General features: G+C 35.5%; 17 protein-coding genes. 7 read left to right on the plus strand and 10 right to left on the minus strand.

Annotation, left to right across the window (positions count from 1 at the left end; all coding sequences use genetic code 11):
- Positions 1-111: 111 nt before the first annotated feature.
- Both C2I06_RS14350 and C2I06_RS14355 read left to right on the plus strand, forming a co-directional pair.
- A complete protein-coding gene (locus tag C2I06_RS14350) occupies positions 112-876 on the plus strand; it encodes an ABC transporter ATP-binding protein (protein ID WP_095329888.1) in 765 nt (254 codons plus the stop codon).
- Positions 863-2,806 (plus strand): ABC transporter permease, encoded by a 1,944-nt coding sequence (locus C2I06_RS14355; RefSeq protein ID WP_095329887.1) that lies wholly within the window; start codon positions 863-865, stop codon positions 2,804-2,806. The genes C2I06_RS14350 and C2I06_RS14355 overlap by 14 nt, the downstream gene beginning before the upstream one ends.
- A 60-nt stretch (positions 2,807-2,866) precedes the next feature.
- Here the strand turns inward: C2I06_RS14355 and C2I06_RS14360 are convergent, their stop codons facing one another.
- The 3 genes from C2I06_RS14360 to C2I06_RS14370 all read right to left on the minus strand — a co-directional run bounded on the left by C2I06_RS14360 (position 2,867) and on the right by C2I06_RS14370 (position 6,688).
- Positions 2,867-3,727: a hypothetical protein gene (locus C2I06_RS14360; RefSeq protein WP_123258276.1), complete on the minus strand. Its 861-nt coding sequence runs from the start codon at positions 3,725-3,727 to the stop codon at positions 2,867-2,869.
- A gap of 328 nt (positions 3,728-4,055) precedes the next feature.
- The gene (locus C2I06_RS14365) at positions 4,056-5,246 is read right to left on the minus strand and encodes a MalY/PatB family protein (protein WP_095329885.1); all 1,191 of its coding nucleotides are present in this window, start codon (positions 5,244-5,246) and stop codon (positions 4,056-4,058) included.
- Between the two features lie 167 nt (positions 5,247-5,413).
- Positions 5,414-6,688 carry an ATP-binding protein gene (locus tag C2I06_RS14370; RefSeq protein ID WP_123258277.1) on the minus strand — a complete coding sequence of 425 codons (1,275 nt, stop codon included), beginning with the start codon at positions 6,686-6,688 and terminating at the stop codon, positions 5,414-5,416.
- 183 nt (positions 6,689-6,871) lie between these two features.
- Here C2I06_RS14370 and C2I06_RS14375 point away from each other — a divergent pair, with 183 nt between their 5' ends.
- Together C2I06_RS14375 and C2I06_RS14380 are read left to right on the plus strand one after the other, a co-directional pair.
- Positions 6,872-7,339 (plus strand): hypothetical protein, encoded by a 468-nt coding sequence (locus C2I06_RS14375; protein WP_123258278.1) that lies wholly within the window; start codon positions 6,872-6,874, stop codon positions 7,337-7,339.
- A 51-nt stretch (positions 7,340-7,390) separates the two neighbouring features.
- Complete coding sequence (locus C2I06_RS14380) at positions 7,391-8,632, plus strand: MFS transporter (RefSeq protein WP_123258279.1); 1,242 nt, start codon at positions 7,391-7,393, stop codon at positions 8,630-8,632.
- Between the two features lie 13 nt (positions 8,633-8,645).
- On the opposite strand, the gene C2I06_RS14385 is transcribed toward C2I06_RS14380, so the two are convergent.
- The 5 genes from C2I06_RS14385 to C2I06_RS14405 all read right to left on the minus strand — a co-directional run bounded on the left by C2I06_RS14385 (position 8,646) and on the right by C2I06_RS14405 (position 13,572).
- Positions 8,646-8,918 carry a hypothetical protein gene (locus tag C2I06_RS14385; protein ID WP_095329881.1) on the minus strand — a complete coding sequence of 91 codons (273 nt, stop codon included), beginning with the start codon at positions 8,916-8,918 and terminating at the stop codon, positions 8,646-8,648.
- A 158-nt stretch (positions 8,919-9,076) separates the two neighbouring features.
- Complete coding sequence (locus C2I06_RS14390; RefSeq protein ID WP_123258280.1) at positions 9,077-9,748, minus strand: YdeI/OmpD-associated family protein; 672 nt, start codon at positions 9,746-9,748, stop codon at positions 9,077-9,079.
- 14 nt (positions 9,749-9,762) lie between these two features.
- Entirely contained in the window at positions 9,763-10,524 is a 762-nt protein-coding gene (locus tag C2I06_RS14395) for a MurR/RpiR family transcriptional regulator (protein ID WP_123258281.1), read from the minus strand.
- Positions 10,525-10,632: 108 nt separating this feature from the next.
- A complete protein-coding gene (locus tag C2I06_RS14400; RefSeq protein ID WP_123258282.1) occupies positions 10,633-11,958 on the minus strand; it encodes a 6-phospho-alpha-glucosidase in 1,326 nt (441 codons plus the stop codon).
- Between the two features lie 12 nt (positions 11,959-11,970).
- Positions 11,971-13,572: an alpha-glucoside-specific PTS transporter subunit IIBC gene (locus C2I06_RS14405; protein ID WP_123258283.1), complete on the minus strand. Its 1,602-nt coding sequence runs from the start codon at positions 13,570-13,572 to the stop codon at positions 11,971-11,973.
- A 435-nt stretch (positions 13,573-14,007) separates the two neighbouring features.
- Between C2I06_RS14405 and C2I06_RS14410 the strand changes: the two genes are divergently transcribed.
- On the plus strand, positions 14,008-14,730 hold the full coding sequence (locus tag C2I06_RS14410; protein WP_123258284.1) for a 3-ketoacyl-ACP reductase: 723 nt from the start codon (positions 14,008-14,010) through the stop codon (positions 14,728-14,730).
- A 70-nt stretch (positions 14,731-14,800) separates the two neighbouring features.
- Here C2I06_RS14410 and C2I06_RS14415 read toward each other — a convergent pair whose 3' ends face one another.
- Positions 14,801-15,625: an aldo/keto reductase gene (locus tag C2I06_RS14415; protein ID WP_095329875.1), complete on the minus strand. Its 825-nt coding sequence runs from the start codon at positions 15,623-15,625 to the stop codon at positions 14,801-14,803.
- Between the two features lie 220 nt (positions 15,626-15,845).
- On the opposite strand from C2I06_RS14415, the gene C2I06_RS14420 reads away from it, so the two are divergent.
- The gene (locus C2I06_RS14420; RefSeq protein ID WP_095329874.1) at positions 15,846-17,606 is read left to right on the plus strand and encodes a flavocytochrome c; all 1,761 of its coding nucleotides are present in this window, start codon (positions 15,846-15,848) and stop codon (positions 17,604-17,606) included.
- Positions 17,607-17,658: 52 nt separating this feature from the next.
- Here C2I06_RS14420 and C2I06_RS14425 read toward each other — a convergent pair whose 3' ends face one another.
- Positions 17,659-18,273: a nitroreductase family protein gene (locus C2I06_RS14425; protein WP_095329873.1), complete on the minus strand. Its 615-nt coding sequence runs from the start codon at positions 18,271-18,273 to the stop codon at positions 17,659-17,661.
- Between the two features lie 391 nt (positions 18,274-18,664).
- Between C2I06_RS14425 and C2I06_RS14430 the strand changes: the two genes are divergently transcribed.
- Positions 18,665-20,095, plus strand: coding sequence for an alanine/glycine:cation symporter family protein (locus C2I06_RS14430; protein WP_095329872.1), 1,431 nt, complete (start codon positions 18,665-18,667; stop codon positions 20,093-20,095).
- The last annotated feature ends 175 nt before the right edge of the window (positions 20,096-20,270 follow it).

Raw genomic sequence — 20,270 nt, forward strand, 5'->3', positions numbered from 1 at the left:
CGAGGCATCGTGACAAAAATGTCACATGCTTCTTTTAATTGTTCGTCAAATCGAGGGAATGGATAAAATACTTTTTGTATACTTAATATATCATGTAAAGGAGTGTGGAGTATGGATATCTTAGTTGCTTCAAAGGTCCATAAAAGTTATGGCAATAAAGCAAATCGTCAAGAAGTGCTGAAGGGCGTAAATTTGAACGTCCAAAAAGGCGAATTTGTCAGTATTATGGGTGCCTCTGGCTCAGGGAAAACAACCTTGTTGAACGTTCTTTCTTCTATCGATCAAGCCAGCGGAGGAACTATTCGAATCGTAGAGAAGGAAATTACCCGTCTCAAAGAAAAGCAGTTAGCAGAGTTCCGAAAAAATCACTTAGGATTTATCTTTCAAGATTATAATTTACTCGATACTTTAACCGTTAAAGAAAATATTCTTTTACCATTATCGATTACAAAAACGCCCAAAAAAGAGGCTCATCAACGTTTTGATACTTTAGCGAAAGAATTAGGTATTTACGAAATAAAAGATAAGTATCCAAATGAAATTTCAGGTGGTCAAAAGCAAAGAACTTCTGCAGCCAGAGCTTTCATCCATGAACCAAGTATTATATTCGCAGATGAACCAACCGGGGCTCTTGATTCTAAGTCTGCCTCAGATTTATTAAATAAATTGAGTCATTTAAACCAAACAAGAAGTGCAACCATCCTTATGGTAACCCATGACCCAGTCGCTGCAAGCTATTGTAATCGAGTTGTTTTTATTAAAGATGGCCAAATTTATACACAGCTTTATAAAGGAGACCAGGATAGACAGCGCTTTTTCCAAGATATTATCAAAACACAGGGAATTTTGGGTGGTGTGCAAAATGACCGTAAGTAATCTTGTTATTCGAAATCTCAAAAAAAATATAAAATACTATTATCTTTATATTTTTGCCTTAGTATTCAGCGTGTCCCTCTATTTTTCCTTTGTAACCTTACAATATGACCCATCGATGGACGTGGTAGAAAATTCAGTCAAAGGTGGCGCTGCGATTAAAGCGGCCTCTATTCTTTTAATAGCAATTGTTGCGATTTTTCTACTCTATGCCAATACGATTTTTATTAAGCGGCGCGGAAAAGAAATTGGACTTTTCCAATTAATTGGAATGACTAAAAGCAGAATTTTCCGTTTATTAACACTGGAAAATTTCATTTTATATTTTCTATCTATTGTTATCGGTATTTTTATTGGCGTTTCTTTTTCTAAAATAACCATCATGATTCTATTCAAAGTAACCGGAGTCCAAGGCATTGCGAAACTTCACTTTTCGCCAGAAGCTCTCGTCCAAACAGTCATTGTCTTTTGCGCCATATATGTTCTCATTATGTTAATGAACTATATTTTCATTAAAGGCCAAACGATTCTTTCCTTATTCCGGGTTACATCTTCAACAGAAGCACGAGTAAAGAAAATGTCTGTATGGGAAATGATTATCGGTGCTACAGGAATTATTTTTATCATAAGCGGCTACTACATCTCGTCCCAGCTTTTTAATGGCAACTTTCAATCCATGAATGAATTGTTTTTCGCTATGATTTCTATTCTCGCTCTAGTTATAATCGGAACATATCTATTTTATAAAGGATCTGTCAGCTTTTTGTTTAACCTTATTCGTAAAAGTAAGAATGGCTACATTAATATTAATCAAGTACTTTCCCTGTCTAGTATTATGTTTCGGATGAAATCAAATGCTATTTTATTAACAATTATAACAACCGTTTCTGCGCTGGCACTAGGCTTTCTTTGTTTAAGCTATATATCTTACTATTCTGCTGAAAAAAATGCAGAACAAAATGTTCCAGCCGATTTCACCTTTGACAATGTCCAAGATGCAGAAGCTTTTACAAGCCGACTGAAAGAGCAAAAAATTGCTTATAAGGAAAACAGAATTCCTGTTATTCAGACTATCTTTGATATTAAGGGAGTCTTGGCTAATATTCCCGAGGGATTCGCACAAGATACCAGCGAGATGCAATTGCCGGTTATTAGTGAAGACTATGTAGATGATGTTCATCTATCTAAAGAAGAAGTACTTTTTGATGGATATAGTTCTACCTTAGAAAAATTTATCCAATTAAAATCTACAGGCTCGATTACCATGGAGTTAAAAGGCCAATCCATCCCATTAAGTTATTTAGGAATGAAGGAAATGAACATTCTTCCTTTTAACTTTTCTAGCGGCGGACTAATGACCGTAATTGTCGACTCTTCTGTCTTTGATTTAGTAGAAAAGAATAGGGATAAAAGTCTTCAATCTCCTTCTACTCTTTATATTGCGATTAATATTAATAAGGATCAAGATATTATAGACGCTGATAAAATTTATCAAAAACTAACTTTTGAAAGTCAGAAAACTTTATCACGTTATGAGACAAGCCAGTCTCAAAAGGAATTTATGGGATTAGCGATGTTTATTGTCGGTTTTCTTGGGCTAACTTTCCTTATCACATCAGGGTGTATCCTTTACTTTAAACAGATGGACGAAGGAGAAGAAGAAAAGTATAACTATACCATCCTCCGTAAGCTAGGCTATACACAGAATGATTTAGTAAACGGGATTAAATCAAAACAACTATTTAACTTTGGAATTCCATTACTTATCGGCCTGCTTCATAGTTATTTTGCTGTCAAATCTGGCTGGTTCTTCTTTGGATCGGAATTATGGGCACCAATGTTCATTGTAATGGGGCTATATGCAGTACTGTATTCCATCTTTGGAATTCTCTCCGTTATTTATTATAAAAAGATCATTAGCGAGGCGTTGTAAAGGCATCACCGCTTATCATTCAAATAAAAAAGGGAATCAGATAGCCTGATTCCCTTTTTATTAGTTTGCTTCTTGGTTCCAGCCAAAAAGTTCATTATCTCGTTGTTCGGATTCTAAAATAGCATGGTGAAAGGCTTTAAAATCAATAGGCTGATCTTTTTTCTCCGTAATCGCCTTAATATATTCACCAAGTTTCACCTTATTCTCCGGTGAAACTTGCCCAAATGGAATTTCTGCCGATCTGCCATAGTAAACATCAGCTGTTTTAGCCGCTAATTTTAATTTCTTACTATTAATTAAATAACGGGAATTAGGAACCGTATAAACAGTCTCCCAATCACTTTCTGTTTCCAACTGAATTTTTGATAGATGTTCTCCTGCAACTGAAATAAGGATTACATCAGGCTGTAAGTATTCAATAAGCTCATGCCATAATTTCACGCCTTCTGCTTGAAGATCTTTCTTTGCTTCTTTGCTTAAACTATCCCAAGTAGGATTAGTAGCAAGCGGTGAGCAAATATCTGTATGCAATGCCGTATTTTCTTTGTTACCATAAAAGCTTGCATTCATTCCATTCAATAACGGTTCAAAAGAAGGCTCATACCATGCTTTATATGGGTCTTTTTCAAAATACTGGTCAAGTGCAGTAATATACTGTTGATTGAATTGATAGTGATGGTCTCGTTTCATCGATTGAAACCTTTGGAAAGGGTCAGGGTCAGGGAAATCACGTCTAGACGGATTTAGACCTACAGTAATGATGCGGATAGGGGATTCAAAATATTTCTTACTATTACCAAAATACATAATTGGCATCGAGGGCTTTACGATATATGTCCTCTCTTTCTTACTTTCATACATTTCCCAATACTTTTTAATTAATTCGGTTTGTACTGCCTGTTGAATAACAATAAAAATCATCCTTTCAATTTAGTAAAAAATAATAGCAAGTCCACCAAAAAGGGACTTCCTTCCTCTCTATTATATATTATCCTTAGGCTATTGGTAAAGAATACGTCATCTTTTATAAAAAATCTTTTTATGGTAAAAAAACATAATCTTTCTCTATAAATTCCGGCTGATGCCCTGTTTATACACTAGGATAGTTAACTATTCTTTTAATCAAAGCACACAAAAAGAAAAGGAGCTGATCATTAAAGATACTTTTTCTAAACAAGTATATTTGTTTCCAGTTCATTCCTGTTAAAAGTATCAGTATAATCAGACCCTCGAAAAAAAGCTACGCTCTTTATTTTAAATCTGCGAACTCTCTTGCAATTCTTTCTATGGCTTCTTTTATTATCGGTCTTGGGGAAGGAATACAAATTCGTTGATGATTAATTCCTTCTTCTCCAAACATACTGCCATCTTCTAGTAAAACATTGGCTTTATGATAAATACGCTCATGCACTTCTTCTGGCGTTATTCCATATCCGCTGAAATCCATCCACATGATATAGGTTCCTTCTGGGATTGTTACTTTCACTTTTGGCATATTTTCATCAATGTAAGCCTTTACCCATTCCATGGTTCCGTCAATATATTCCTTTAATTCCTCCAGCCATTCTTCTCCTTCCTTATAAACCGCAATAAGCGCAGATATTGTAAAAGGAGATGCCAATTGGTGCCCCATTTCTTTATTAAATGCATTGCGCAGCTTCACATTTGGAATGATTAAATTCGTGCAGTGAAGTCCTGCCACGTTAAATGTTTTATTAATTGCCGTACATGTAATCAAATGATCCTGATTATCTGCTACCATCGCAATTGGAGTGAATTTCTGTGTACGTCTAATTAAATCCCCATGAATTTCATCTGCAATAATTAACACATTATGTTTTACACAAATCTCATTTAAACGAGTTAGTTCTTCTACTGTAAAAATGCGACCAGTTGGATTATGGGGATTACAAAGAATAAACAGCTTCGTTGATTCTTCCTTTGCCTTCTCTTCAAAATCAGCAAAATCGATGGTATAATACCCTGCTTCGTCTTGAAGTAATGCATTATTCCGAACCACTCTGCCATTTCCTTCAATTGCCGAAGTAAATGGCGGATAAACTGGACGTTGAATGATTACACCATCTCCAGCTTCTGTAAAAGCACGCACAGCCATATTAATTGCATGAACTGTTCCCGGACTGTAGACAATAGATTCTCTGTCTATCTCCCAATTATGTCTTTTTTTAAACCAAAGCTGAATTGCTTCATAGTACTCATCTGGAAAAATAGAATAGCCGTATATGCGATTATCTACCGTTTTATGTAATGCATCTACTAATGCTTGTGGTACGGGCAAATCCATATCTGCTGTAAATAAGGGGATTGTCTCTTCATCATACCGCTCTGTAAGTCCCATCTCCTTAATAATTTTTCCACCATCCCATTTAATCGAATAGGTATTTCGCCGATTTACTACTTCATCAAAGTTATTAATCACTACATCCACCATCCTTTTGCTAGTTTGAAGTCATTATAACATGGAGTGTTTGGAAAAAACTCGACTGGAATCTTTACCATCTAAAGTTTATTACCTTTTACGCCAAACTTATTTCCTTTATCCAAATAAACCTCCGCTATTTTAGTGGAGGTTTACATCTGCTTCTATTATGCTTTGGAAACTGTACCAAGTAATGTATCTTGTGTAGCGGCTGGAAAGATTATGGTTGCCTTTGTTCCTTTGTTTAACTCGCTTTGGAAGCTCAAATTGCCATTATGACTTTCAATGATTTTGAAACAGGTCATTAAACCAAGACCTGTCCCTTTTTCCTTCGTTGTAAAAAATGGTTCACCAAGTGTTCCTAATCTCTCGTCCGGAATGCCTACTCCCTGATCCATAATTTCTATCGATATATTGCCATCCTGGAGAGACGTACCCTTAATAGAAATATATCCACCCTTTGGCATAGCTTCTATAGCATTTTGTAGTAAGTTTATAAATACTTGTTTTAGGCGTTTTTCCTCACATAAAATCATTGGAATGTCCCATTCGTATACTTCTTTGATCTGAATATTATGTAAGCTTAATTGAGTATGTATTAATGTAACAACGTCTTTAATAATATTACGAATATCTTTAACTAAAAAAACATCCGCCGTAGGTTTAGCGAGAAAAAGCAACTCGCCGACAATCCCATTAATTCTTTCTATCTCTGACAATACAATTTCAAAATATTTATTTTGGGGATTTTCTGCCTTCGCTAGCTGAATAAAGCCTTTAATCGAGGTTAATGGATTTCTAATTTCATGGGCAATTCCTGCAGACATCTCTCCCAAAATCGCTAATTTTTCTGACTTTTGGAGCAAATGCATCGTTTGCTCTTTACTAGCTGTTATATCTTTTCCAATCGATAATATCACATCTTCACCATTTAACTTTATCGCTAAACAGGAGGCCTCATAGAAAAAATCATTTCCAGCAACACGTTTCATTTTATATTCAATAGGAGAGAGCGGTTTCTTTTTCTCTAAGGCAATATTCAGCCGCATTTTCCACCGTTCCATATAGTCTGCTGTGACAAACTCTCCAAATGATCGATTAATTAACTCTTGGCCGCTAGATGCTCCCATCATTCTAACAGCAGCATGATTGACATAGACTAACTTCTTTTCCCTTAAGGAGTGAATAAATATGGATTCAGGTAATGAATCCATTAGGAGTCGATAGCTTTCTTCACTATCCTTAGCCTTCTTCTCATAGTATTTGGACAGATCATACCTCCAGCCAACAATCCATGCTAATACCGTAAACAGGAAAAAATCAATATTGAAAAATGGTTCGTGCTTTATAACAAATTGATAAGTAGTAAATAATATAGAGATTGTTACTAACGTAATTTGTCCCCATGATTTTATTTGCCTATTACGATTCCAAAGCAGCATAGACATTGCCCCTTCAAAGTATAATTTCTATATACGTTCGTCTTAATGAACATCTTTTCTCCTATCTTATCATTTTTTAACTAGAAGCGCATTTGCTAATAATAGAATAATTAATTGCTGTTTTATTATTTTCCATCGTCCAGTATAATCTAATGAAAGGAAACATTAAAGGGGAGGGACACAATGGTAGATTTTTTTAAAATTATCGCGGAAATTGTTAATATTCTTCATGATATTATTATGGATGCTGCTGCTATTCTTGGTTGGCAAGCCACAGACAAAGATTTGCATTTATGGATTATCGGCCTTATTGGAATTATTGCATTCTTTATTGTTCAATTTATTTTTAAACGGTTAGCCGCTTGGAGTATCAAGAGTATTTCTTTTATTTATACATTTACACTTATTCTCGTATTAGTATTTGCCATTGAAATTCAGCAAGGAATTACAGGACGAGGAAATATGGAGTTCGCAGATGCTGTGGCCGGGATTAACGGGTTTCTTCTTTTCTTTGGGATCTATCTAGTTATTACTCTATTGTTTAAAGGGATTAAAAAAATCCTTCACAAAAAAAGTAATCATGTGGACACCAATAATCATTCAAACGAAGATAGCAATCTTCCATCTCGCCAATCACGCTATCATAAATAATAGTCTTCATAACTCATTAGTTACATTTTTGAAGTTAAAGGAAGGATACCTATGAATCGCTTGAACGCTTTTAGTAAGAAACATTCTAAAATTAATTATTCTGTTTTACTTGCTATTATTTTTGGCGGGTTCCTCATTTTCGGATTATCAGAGAACGTTAAAGGACCCGCTATCCCTATCATTCAAGCAGATTTTCTTTTAAGTGAGTCACAAACAGGAATTTTGCTTGCTATCAATTCACTTGGCTATTTAATTGCTTGTACCTTTACTGCCGCTTTAGCCAATAAAATTGGCATCAAATGGACTGGAATTGTTGCTTTCGCCGCAATGGCTCTTTCAGGTATTTGTCTTTATTTCTCCGAAATATATTTCACTCTTTCTTCCTCCTATTTCCTTTTATATATTGGAAATGGGATGCTTGAAATCGGACTGGGGATAATGGCAGCACGAATTTTCACAAAGAATACGGGATTTATGATGAATCTCGCTCATTTTTTCTATGGACTAAGCTCAATGGTTGCACCTATTATTGCCTCTTGGATGATGAAATGGACAATCGCAGGCGAAGAATTAAGCTGGCGAGGAATGTATTTTATTGTGCTGCTTTTAGCCATTCTCCCTATCATCCCTTCTATCTTCGGCAAATTTCCAGAAGAGGAAACTAGTGATGACGAATCAGTGTCATATCGATTTTTACTTCGCGATCCAGTTGCATGGCTTATTGTCATGATACTTTCCTTTGGGGTGGTATCTGAATTGGCTGTCGGAGGCTGGTTAGTAAACTTTTTAATTAAAGCGTATTCATGGAATGTGGAAACAGCTTCTGGTATGTTATCTATGTTTTTTCTCTTCTTTATGCTTTCACGGCTAATTCTTGGCCCACTAACAGATAAAATCGGCTATACACTCTCCATCATGATCTTTGCTGCCTTTTCCGGCATTTGCAGTTTTGCTGGCATTATCATCGGCGAAAAAGGTGCGATTCTTTTTGCTATCGCCGGAATAGGAATTGCCCCCATTTACCCGACTGTAATGGCATTGCTTGCCAAAAGGTATCCGAAAGGAACGGGTACAGCCATAACCTTTACTGTTACTCTAATGGGAATTGCCAGTGTGTTCGGGAACCTGCTAATTGGAGTCATAATTGATGGGATAAATCGTTTGTTTTATACAAGCAATGGTGTCATTGGACAACAGGCAGGCTATGGATTTATCGCATTATTATCGTTGCTTTGCTCCATTTGCTGTATCATTTTATATTATTATTTACGTAAAAGGCAGGAAGTTATTTAATTGCTACTGCCTCCTATTTAATCTTTAGATAGATAGATTTTATCGATATGGTTGTCAAGATAAGCAGCAAGAAGAGGATGCAGCATCCAATATAAAAGAGTACATCAGGATAATACTTCCATTGATAAAAGTAATAAATAGATACTCCTATTAACACTATAAGAAATAATTCAAAAAGAAATGCAGTAATCATAAAAGCAAAATAAGGATATATAATTCCTTTATGATTGACATTGGTCAAAGTTATACCGTCCCAAAAGCGATCAGCTAGTCTAGCAAAACGCATATAGTCCTCTCCTTCAAAAAAGATATATATTAATCTATGAATTTCCTTTGAAAGTCATGCCACACTTTTTGAAGAGAGGGTTTTAAAAAGGCGCTTTCCCAAAAGAAACACGCCTTTTTATTTAGTCAAACTGATAATAAAAAAACTGCTGAAACCTATTATCCCTGCTCTTTTCGATAGGTATCTCTGCTTTTATAACCAGATTGAAGGATCATCTTCATTTCTGCTTTTCTTTTTTCTCTTGTTTCTTCTTGTTTTGCACTATAGACATATCTTGCCCATTCCTTTTGATAACCTGGTGTAAGAGATTGGTAAAAGGCTAATAGCTCGGGTGTATTTATTAAATCATCTTCGATAGCTTGAATTTTTTCTATATAATCATTGACACGCTGACTCGCTTTGGAGGAAGCATCCTTTGTTGTCCTTTTTTCCTCTTCTTTTAAACCTATCACGGTAAATACTTCATCCAATCCAACCATTCGTGAAAATTTTATTGTATTCGTTCCCACATACCCATCTGAATCCGTATCTAGTCCCTTAAACAATTCATCACGATGAATAAAAGTAGAGTAGACTTTATTTCCTTTCTTTGGATATGCCAAAAAGATGTATCCCTTCTTGTTTAGCGAATTCGACTGCATAATCTTATCAATCGTTTCTCGCATTGCAGCCATGTCTAGCACAAAGGCGAATATAGCATCATATTTATCTTGAAGCTCTGTATCATATGCTTCCAATTCCCCAAAGTAATTCAGTTCTTTTGGTTGATTTAGAATCGCCATTTTTTTATATTTTTTTAAATTTAATTTATCGACAATTGTTTTTACCATTTATGTTCACCTCTTTAATCTTTGCTTTCATTTTTTCGAACTGAATAGTCTAAATAACCTCTATAAACCGAATCAATAACAGTAAATAACCCCAACAGGGATCGATGTTCAATCTCATAATGTTTCCCTAGCATAAAGGATTCATAATAAATATTATATGTAGATAAAGTTGCTAAATGGTTATTGTTGAAAGAAGTAATAGATAGGGTAGGAATTGATTTAACAGCCAATTGTCTTAGTTGACCTACTATATTTTTAACATCTCCACTTAAAGATATAACAATAACTAGATCTGTTGGCTTCATTTTGGCTAAAAGAAAATCAAATTCTGTTTCTGCGGGTATGATGTAGATTTTCTTATTATTAGAAATAAATTGCCGAGCCATTTCTTCCAAAGCATTTCTTTGACCCCATCCACTTGCAAAGCCGTATATCGTATCTGCATTTCTAATCTGATTATATATTGCTTCTGTATCAATATTTTTATATAGTTTTCTTGTCATTTCTATTTCTTTCATTTGCATAGTAAAAAAATCTAAATTTGGCTCAAAGGATTTGGGCTCATTCTTCAAAAAATATTTAAACTCACTATAACCACTAAAACCTATTTTTTGAGTCATCCTTAGAATGGAAGACTTGGAAATAGTGCATGCCTCAGACAATTCTAAAATACTCATTTTTTTACATTCTTCTATATGATTAAGAACATAATTTATCACATACAAATCATTTTCTGAGAGTTGATCATAATATTTATTCATTAAGTCTTTAAGCATATACAACTTCCTCCCTTGCCTTTATTATAAGGGATAATAGTATATTCAGAAAAACATTAATAAATAGAAAAGCAGAGTGCCCTTTTTCAAGCACCCTGTTTCTCTCTACTAATTAAGTTCTGGCCAATATTCTTTATTTGCTTCCATTAAATCATCTAAAATTTGTTTTGCTACTCTAGCATTTGGAACCGTTCTTGATAAGGTAATGGCTTGCCAAAGCTTTTGATAAGAATGTTCTTCCCAAGCTTCTACTACCAATTTTTCTACAGCTACTTGCTGCTCCATTAATCCCTTTTGGAATCGAGGAATAGTTCCTTGTACTAACGGTTCAGGCCCATTAACTCCGACAATACATGGAATTTCTACCATTGCAGTTGGATCAAAGTTTTGAATCGCTCCATTATTTTCAACAATTAAAAGCATTCTTTCCTGTGTATCATATGCTATCGCACGGGCTAAGTCTACGATATAAGAAGCATGTTCGTCTATTTCTAACTCTGAACCTTCTGTAGAACCTAACTCTGCTATTCTATTACATTGAGAAAATATAAATTTCTCTCTTCCATCCATAACCTGATTTGCTCTTGTATAGTTAGGATCTGTATGCTCTACTTCATCTTGAGGATAGAAGTAATATTTTAAGTACGTATTAGGTAAGGTGTCAGGATCAACTGCATACACATCTTTCGCCTTTCTAAAAGTAGATTGCCAGCTTTCATCTGCATGTTGTCCTTCATTTTTTGCTAAATCATAGCCATAATCCTTTACATGCTCTTTCAATTTGGGCATTAAATCATTTCCTTCTTTATCACGAATATCTGTCCACCAGCCAAAATGATTTAGACCATAATAGCGGATAGTCATATCTTTCCGTGAAGGGAGACCTAGTATCTTTGCCATCAGATTTTCAATTCCAATCGGCATATCACAAATATTAAGGATCTTTGAATTTGGTCGTAATTTTCTAGTTGCTTCTGCAACAATGGCAGCTGGATTTGAATAATTCAACATCCATGCATTAGGCGAATATTTTTCCATATAATCTAATATTTCTAATACGCCTCCGATGGATCTCATTCCGTAGGCAATTCCACCAGGACCACATGTTTCTTGACCAACTACCCCATATTTTAAAGGTATCTTTTCATCCTTTTCTCTCATTGCGTACTTTCCTACACGAATATGTGCCATCACAAAATCAATATCCACAAAGGCTTCCTCTGGTTCCGTTGTAGCTAAAAAAGTAATTTCAGGATCTTTTTCTTTAATAATTATTTCACACGCATCAGCTATTTGCTGTTGGCGTTCTTTATCATTATCATAAAAATTAATTTGTCTAATCGGAAATTTATCTAGGTTTTCTAAAAGCATTAATATAATTCCCGGCGTAAAAGTACTTCCTCCACCTGCTACTGTGATTGAAAATTTTTTCATAAATAATCTCTCCTATTCTTCATTTTTTAACTTTTCAAACTCTTCTCTCACTTGAGGAACTGATAAGCCTACAATAATTTGTATGCCTTTATTATTTCTAACAACTCCATGAGCACCACCCTCTCTAAAGGCAATATCAGGCATCACTAGATTGGGATCCTTTACACTAATTCTTAGTCTTGTTGCACAATTATTTATTGTTTCAATATTCTCTGTACCACCTAAAGCATGAAGAAATATCGCAGCTTTTTCTCTATAACTGTTCTCCACAACTGTTACTGCAACCTCATCTTTTTTATCTCTGCCTTTTTGTTTTTCTTGATAATCTTTCTTTCTATATAGTTTAACCTCTTTATCATCCGTCTCTCTTCCAGGTGTAGCAAAGTTAAACTTCAAGATAAGAAAACGGAAAACCAAAAAGTAAATACCAGAAAAAATTAACCCAATTACGATTTGGGCTACATAAACATCCCAATGATTACCGAATAATGGAATCCAGTTTTTAGACATTATTTCAATCAGACCGCCACCCATATCTCCCACTACTCCGAATGTATATAGCGTTGCTGACAATGTAGCTGCGAGGACAGCGTGAACAGCAAATAATACAGGTGCAACAAATAAGAAAGTAAATTCTAGTGGCTCTGTAATCCCTGCCAATACCGCTGTTAAGGTAGCTGGAATTAGAAGGGCAGCTACTTTCTTCCTTTTTTCTTTTTTTGCTGTGAAATAAATTGCTAATGCAATCCCTGGTGCTGCAAACATCTTGGAGTTTCCATATAATCCAAAGCCACCAGCTGGGAACAAAGTTTTTAGTGATTCCGCACTTTGTGCAAAGTCCCCAAGATTACCCATCCAATATTTAACGATTCCATCTTCTACAACTGCTGGGCCAAACATAAATGGCGTATAAATAAAGTGATGCAATCCTGTTGGGATTAATGCTCTTTCAAAAAGATGGTAAAACCAAACACCGAATGTTCCTGAACTAGCTAAAAATCCTTGAAGGGAACCGATTCCAGATTGAATAATCGGCCATATCCATGCAACAACAACTGCGATAGGAATCATTATAAAGTAACCTAGAATGACGACGTACGTAGATCCCTGGAATATCCCAAGCCATTCCGGTAATTTCTTTTCAAAATACTTATTATGAAGCCAGACCGTTATACTAGAAATTAGTATTGCTCCGATAATTCCAGTATCCAATGTTTTTATGCCAGCAATTAGTTTCATTCCACTAGTACTGCCAACTTCCTGACTAAAATCAACACCGAATGTTGGTCCAAAGAATTCTAATATACCTGATAGAAAATAATTAAAAGTAAGATATACAACAACTGCTTCCATCACGGCTCTTGCATTAGCAGTTTTAGCCAATCCAAGTGCAATACCGATAACAAAAAGCAATTCCATCTGATTAAATACTGTCCATGCACCATCTTCCAAAATAGTTAAAATACTATTCCAAGTTGTACCTTCATCTGCTATACTTCCGACAATTTGGGGATTATTTAACATAATAGTAATAGCAAGAACAATACCCGAAAATGCAAATAAAAGTACTGGTGTAAACATTGCTCCACCAAATCTCTGAAGCTTTTGCATCATATAAATCACCCCTCTTTAATTATTTTTTTGTATTTGCTAACTTCAATCTCTATTTAATCACCAGATGAAAGCCGTTTCAATAACTCACGAGCATTTAGGTAAACGCTGTCATTTGTAGATAAACGTCCCAAATATCGGGAAAATTCCCGACAATTAGAGATAGTGGAAACTTGACCTTCCTTTCCAAAATGTAAATACATATGGCATGGTACTCGTTTTAGCAGGTATATTTTTCGCCAGAAAAAAGATAATAAACAGGATATTAGGCAAAATTTGTTCGATGGCAAGAACCATTCCAATTGGAGAGAAGAAACATTATATGAATGATAGATAATAAATCTTTTCTCTAAGCGGCTTTCTTGCTAATACCTGCAGAAAATCTTAAAATAGACAAAGTATTATTTACTGAACAATGATTGGAAGGAGTTGCTTTTAATGGCACAATCTTTAAAAGGAAAAGTAGCTTTCATTACGGGAGCTGGAAGAGGGATAGGAAAAGCAGTAGCAGTTGCACTCGCAAATGAAGGTGTAAATATTGGTTTACTTGCTCGTACAGAAGGCGCATTACAAGAAGTAGCCAAAGAAGTGGAAGCACTTGGCGTAAAAGCTGCTTATGCAACAGTTGATGTATCCTCTTTAGAAGAAGTAGAACAAGCAATTTCTACTTTAACAAACGAACTAGGGAAAGCAGATATTTTAATCAATAATGCTGGAATTGGTAAATTCCAATCTCTTTTAGATATGGACCCAGAAGAATGGAAACAAATCATCGACGTAAATTTAATGGGACCATATTATGTAACAAAGGCAGTTTTACCACAATTAATCGAAAAAAATGGCGGAGATATTATCAATATTTCTTCTACAAATGGCTTAAATGGCGCTGCTACTTCTAGTGCATACAGTGCTTCTAAATTCGGTCTAATCGGAATGACAGAATCATTAGCACAAGAAGTACGCAGAAATAATATTCGTGTTACTTCCTTAACACCAAGTACAGTTGCAACAGAGCTTGCTGTTAAAACAGATTTAATCAAAGGTGATGCAGAGAAATACATGCAGCCAGAAGATATCGCAGAACTGATTGTTTCTCAATTAAAACTGCATCCAAGAATCTATGTAAAAACAGCTACAGTACTAGGAACAAACCCGTTCTAATACCAATAGATATAATTGGAAAAGGGAATAGTGCTGCTATTAAATATAGCAGCACTATTCCCTTTCTTTCTTATCGGTTATTCATATCATTTGGGTGTGGACCTTTTCGTCTATTGCGGTTTAGCTCATTAATTTGTTTCATTTCTTCCTCTGTTAATTCAAAATCAAACACATGGAAATTTTCTTCAATGCGAGATGGTGTCACTGATTTCGGAATAACAATCGTATTATTTTGCAAATGCCAACGCAGTACTACTTGTGCTGGTGACTTTTCTTTTGTTTCTGCAATTTGTGTGATGACTTCATCCTGAAGAACTTCTCCCCCTTGATCAAGCGGGCTCCACGCTTCTACAAAAATATCATGCTTTGCGCAAAATTCCTTTAATTCATTTTGCGCTAAATATGGATGACATTCTACCTGATTCAAAACAGGTTTAACCTCACATTCATTTAAAATGCGCTCTAAATGTTCAATTTCAAAGTTACAAACACCAATTGCCTTGACTCTGCCATCTTTATATAATTTTTCTAGTGCTCTATATGTATCCACATACTCATCAAATTGTGGGGTTGGCCAATGAATCAAATAAAGATCGACGTAATCAAGCCCTAATCTTTCTAAACTTTCATCGAATGCTCTTAGTGTATTCTCATAGCCCTGATCACTGTTCCACACTTTTGTTGTAATAAACAACTCTTCGCGTGGAATAGAAGATTCTTTAATTGCTTTTCCTACACCTGCTTCGTTTTGATATACCATCGCTGTATCAATGGAAGTATAGCCTACTTTAAAAGCAGTGCTGACAGCAACAGCCGCTTCTTCATCTGGAACCTGCCATACGCCAAACCCCAGTTGAGGCATTTTTAAGCCATTATTTAATGTAACAACATTCATCTTTCCACACTCCTTTTTCGAATTCTCTTTTAGTTTAGCGCGAATAGAAATAAATTACAAAAAGTACGATTTCCTTATCCTTTAAAGATTCACAAATTCTCCACATACTTATGAACTTATTTTGAACATTATTATTTTGATAGCTAGTAGTTGAGCATGTTCTTTATGATAGACATTGTGAAATAATGAACAATACATATAGAGAGAGGGGAAAATTTTTATGAAAAGATCTTCTAGTATAGCATTTGTTCTTCTAGCTATATTTATGCTGATAATAGCAGGTTGTAGCAACAATACGAATACAGAAGAAAAAGCAAAGTTTAAAGCGGGAACATACGAAGGCATTTCCACTGGTCATGGAGGAGAAATTAAAGCTACAGTAACAGTTTCAAAAGATAAGATTGAGAAAATTGAAATCAGTGCAGACGGAGAAACAGGCAGTATTAGTGATGGGGCAACTACTCAATTAACCAATGATATTATCTCCTCACAAAGTTTAGCAGTGGATGTTGTATCAGGAGCAAGTGAATCTAGTAACGGAATTATTGAAGCTGTTACAAAGGCGTTAGAAAAGTCGGGAGCCGATATGAAAGCCTTAAAAGATGCTGCAAATAAAGTCATTGTAGAAGAGCAAAAGCAGGAAGACTTAGATGTTGATGTCGCTATAGTAGGTGCAGGTGGTGCAGGACTTGCAGCAGCCGTGAAGGCTAGCGAAGCTGGTAAGTCTGTTGTCATTTTAGAGCAAATGCCTATCATTGGTGGAAACACAAATAAAGCAACAGGTGGAATGAATGTGGCAGGCACCAAATACCAAGAAGCGGATGGAATTAAAGACGACAAACAAACATGGTTTGACGATACGATGAAAGGCGGCAAAAACTTAAATGATCCAAAACTGCTACAAACTCTAGTAGATAATGCTCCTGATGCACTGAAATGGCTAAATGATATGGGAGCAGGTTTAACAAAGGTAACATTATCTGGTGGGCAAACGAACCCAAGAATTCATCAGCCAGCAGATGGATCACCAGTTGGTCCTGTTATTGTAGAGGTTCTATCCAATAAATTGAAAAAATTAAATACTCCCATTTTATTAAATACTACAGCTGATAGTTTAATAAAAAAAGATGGAGCGATTGTAGGAGTAAAAGCTACCGATAAAAATAAGAATTCCTTCACGGTTAATGCAAAATCTGTTATTTTAGCAACAGGTGGTTTTGGAGCAAATGCTGAAATGGTTATTAAATACAATAAAGATCTGGAAGGTTTCTCAACAACAAATCATGCAGGAGCAACAGGATCAGGAATTGCTATGGCAGAAAAGGCTGGGGCTGATCTCGTAGATATGGATCAGATACAAATTCATCCAACAACCGATCCAGAAACAGGCTATTTATTTACAGAAGGATTACGCGGAGACGGAGCCATTTTAGTAAATAAAGAAGGAAAAAGATTTACCAATGAATTATTGACACGTGATGTTGTTTCGAAAAACATTTTGGCACAGACAGATAAAGTTGCATATCTCGTCGTAAACCAAGAAATGGCTGATGAAAATGCCTCATTAGCAGGATATATTAAAGATGGCTATGCTATAAAAGGAGAAACAATAGAAGCTTTAGGAAAGGCAGCAGGAATAGATAGCAGTACCATTGCTTCTACTTTAAAAAATTACACAAAATACGTTAAAAATAAAAAAGACGAAGAATTTGACAGGGTCCATCTCACTCAAACATTAGAAGAAGGTCCATACTATATAATTCCCGTAACTCCAGGTATACATCATACTATGGGTGGATTAAAAATTGATACAAAAACTCATGTTTTAGATAAACAAGGAAATATCATTAAAGGACTGTATGCTGCAGGTGAAGTTACTGGTGGTGTTCATGGTGGAAATAGAATTGGTGGAAATGCTGTTGCTGACATCATCGTATTTGGCCGTATAGCAGGTGAAACCTCTGCAATCGAAATAAAATAACCCAAAAGTGCCTTCTTTCTTTTTAGAATCAAGGCACTTTTTTCTCTCTCAATCAGTAAAATTTCGCAATTTTTTCTATCGGCATTCTGCTAGTATTAAAAGCTGGTGCAGCAGCTTTTCCTATTGCAATAAGGGTAATCGGAAATTGGTTTTCTGGTAACTCAAAACGTTTCGCAAATGCATCTTTATCAAAACCGCCCATTATAACGGTATCATACCCTCGTTCTTTTGCTAGCAGTAAAATCTGCATGGAAATTAAGCCTGCATCATAGCTAGCAATTTGTGCTAATATTTGTTTTGGTTGATTGGGATATAAACTTAGCGTGTTGTTAATCGTTCTATCTGCAATGGATTGATCCATATAGCCAAGGGAAACATTTTTCTCATAGATTTCTTCCACATTTCTATAAGCATCTGTATCTCCTAAAACAGCAATAATCGCTGAAGAATCTTCTATTTGCGCTTGGTTATTGCCAATTTCTCTTAACTCTTTTTTTAGTTCCTGATCTTGGATTACAATAAATCTCCAAGACTGCAAATTACTAGAAGACGGTGCACTTGTTGCTAATGCTAAAATTTCTTCCAATTCCTTTTTTTCTATTTTATGAGCTGAATCATATATTCTTACCGATTTACGGCTTTTCATTATTTCTTCTAAATGAGACATATTCTACCTCCAACTAATTAGTTAATTGTTTTCAAGAACTAACTTACCATTAGTAAGTAACAATTGTCAAAGATGATGATTTTATTCTTTTTCAATGGGATATAGGCCTCATTAATAAATGTTTTATTAACAAAATAATTTACTAACGCATACAGATAAAATTAGACGCTATACTGGTCCACAAAAACACCCATTTTATCCTTAGTATCCGAAATTTTTTAAAAAAATTTAATTATTTAGTTAATTGCTTCGATACTAGTAATGACAAGGTATACAGCTTATTACAAAAATCCCCTTTTGTGTTTTTTGACAGTGACATAGGCCAATATTATTTGACAGGACCAACATTTTTCGAGATAATCGAAACCATAAAATTTTTGGGAGGGGTTGCGTGAATATTATTGAAAAGTTAATCGCAAGTGGAAATACAGTACTGTGGGGGTATGTTTTGATAGCCGTCTTGCTCGGCCTCGGAATATATTTCACCATAGGATCGAAATTTGCACAAATCAGGCATGTAAAGGAAATGTTCCGCTTACTAAAGGTAAAAGAGAAGCCACCTGAACACACAGAGAAAAAACAAATTTCTTCTCTACAAGCATTTTTCGTAGGGGCAGGTACTCGAATTGGTACAGGCAATCTTGCAGGAGTAGCCATTGCCTTAGCAATTGGAGGACCTGGAGCAGTATTTTGGATGTGGATGGTAGCTATTCTTGGCAGCGCTAGCTCTTTTGTAGAGAATACGCTAGCGCAAATTTATAAGGCAAAAGACAACGGACGGTTCAAAGGTGGTCCTGCCTACTATATGAAAAAACAACTGAACAAAAAGTGGATGAGTGCACTTTTTGCTGTCATGATGATTCTTTCATATGGTACTACCTTCAATGCCGTACAGAGTAATACCATTGCAGTTGCATTAGAAAACTCATTTGGCATTAGTCCTGTCATTGCCGGAATTGCTTTAGTCATTCTCACAAGTTTAGTTGTATTTGGCGGTATTAAACGTATTGCTGATATTTCATCTCTTATCGTTCCCTTTATGGCCTTAGGCTATATTCTCCTTGCAGTCTTTGTAGTAATCACCAATATTACAGAGATTCCTCATGTTTTAGTATTAATTTTTAAAAGTGCATTCGGTATTGAACAGGTAGTGGGTGGCGGAATTGCTGCTGCTATTATGAATGGCGTGAAAAGAGGTCTATTCTCTAACGGAGCTGGAATTGGTGGAGATCCAATCGCTGCTGCAACAGCATCTGTATCCCACCCAGCAAAACAAGGGTTTATCCAAGCCCTCGGAGTGTTTTTTGACACTTTACTCGTTTGTTCTGCAACAGCGTTTATTATTCTTACCTCAGATGCGTATGGGTCAGGTTTAACAGGCATTGAATTATCACAAGCAGCAATGGCAGAGCATTTTGGTGCTTGGGGTGGAGTATTTCTCGGCATTGCCATATTTCTATTCGCCTTTACTTCCATCATCGGCTGCTACTACTACGGGGAAGCTAACCTGTCGTTTATTAGTAAAAGCAAGGGGTTCTTAATCTTCTATCGCGTAATAGCTCTAGGAATGGTGATGTTTGGTGCTGTAGCTAGTTTGCAAATTGTTTGGGATTTAGCTGACTTCACGATGGCAATCATGGCTCTTATTAATCTAGTTGCCATAGCAATTCTTGGGCCAATTGCCTTTAAAGCACTTGATCATTATATGAAACAACGAAAACTAGGAAAAGAACCTGTATTCTTTCGAGATGATATTAAGGGGCTTAGAGGAGTAGAAGCATGGCCTTTGCGAAAGAAAAAATCGATAAAACAAGTCATTTAAATATTAAAGATAAATAGACTAGGCTGTCAAAATTGGCAGCCTAGTTTTGATTCTCGGTTTTAAAGATTTATAGTTTGAATTCATTGCAAAAAGAAAGTTACTATCATAAGAATATATCTTTTCTCTTCCACATATTTTGTATTAATAACCCATATGTAAGGAGAGTAAGAGATGT

It is taken from the genome of Niallia circulans, from assembly GCF_003726095.1.
Classification (GTDB): domain Bacteria; phylum Bacillota; class Bacilli; order Bacillales; family Cytobacillaceae; genus Niallia; species Niallia circulans_A.

What these genes read in the sequence shown, in the direction of transcription:
- C2I06_RS14350 (WP_095329888.1), top strand. Translation starts at nt 112, where the DNA reads ATGGATATCTTAGTTGCTTCAAAGGTCCATAAAAGTTATGGCAATAAA.
- C2I06_RS14355 (WP_095329887.1), top strand. Translation starts at nt 863, where the DNA reads ATGACCGTAAGTAATCTTGTTATTCGAAATCTCAAAAAAAATATAAAA.
- C2I06_RS14360 (WP_123258276.1), bottom strand. Translation starts at nt 3,727, where the DNA reads ATGATTTTTATTGTTATTCAACAGGCAGTACAAACCGAATTAATTAAA.
- C2I06_RS14370 (WP_123258277.1), bottom strand. Translation starts at nt 6,688, where the DNA reads ATGCTGCTTTGGAATCGTAATAGGCAAATAAAATCATGGGGACAAATT.
- C2I06_RS14375 (WP_123258278.1), top strand. Translation starts at nt 6,872, where the DNA reads ATGGTAGATTTTTTTAAAATTATCGCGGAAATTGTTAATATTCTTCAT.
- C2I06_RS14380 (WP_123258279.1), top strand. Translation starts at nt 7,391, where the DNA reads ATGAATCGCTTGAACGCTTTTAGTAAGAAACATTCTAAAATTAATTAT.
- C2I06_RS14385 (WP_095329881.1), bottom strand. Translation starts at nt 8,918, where the DNA reads ATGCGTTTTGCTAGACTAGCTGATCGCTTTTGGGACGGTATAACTTTG.
- C2I06_RS14390 (WP_123258280.1), bottom strand. Translation starts at nt 9,748, where the DNA reads ATGGTAAAAACAATTGTCGATAAATTAAATTTAAAAAAATATAAAAAA.
- C2I06_RS14395 (WP_123258281.1), bottom strand. Translation starts at nt 10,524, where the DNA reads ATGCTTAAAGACTTAATGAATAAATATTATGATCAACTCTCAGAAAAT.
- C2I06_RS14400 (WP_123258282.1), bottom strand. Translation starts at nt 11,958, where the DNA reads ATGAAAAAATTTTCAATCACAGTAGCAGGTGGAGGAAGTACTTTTACG.
- C2I06_RS14405 (WP_123258283.1), bottom strand. Translation starts at nt 13,572, where the DNA reads ATGATGCAAAAGCTTCAGAGATTTGGTGGAGCAATGTTTACACCAGTA.
- C2I06_RS14410 (WP_123258284.1), top strand. Translation starts at nt 14,008, where the DNA reads ATGGCACAATCTTTAAAAGGAAAAGTAGCTTTCATTACGGGAGCTGGA.
- C2I06_RS14415 (WP_095329875.1), bottom strand. Translation starts at nt 15,625, where the DNA reads ATGAATGTTGTTACATTAAATAATGGCTTAAAAATGCCTCAACTGGGG.
- C2I06_RS14420 (WP_095329874.1), top strand. Translation starts at nt 15,846, where the DNA reads ATGAAAAGATCTTCTAGTATAGCATTTGTTCTTCTAGCTATATTTATG.
- C2I06_RS14425 (WP_095329873.1), bottom strand. Translation starts at nt 18,273, where the DNA reads ATGTCTCATTTAGAAGAAATAATGAAAAGCCGTAAATCGGTAAGAATA.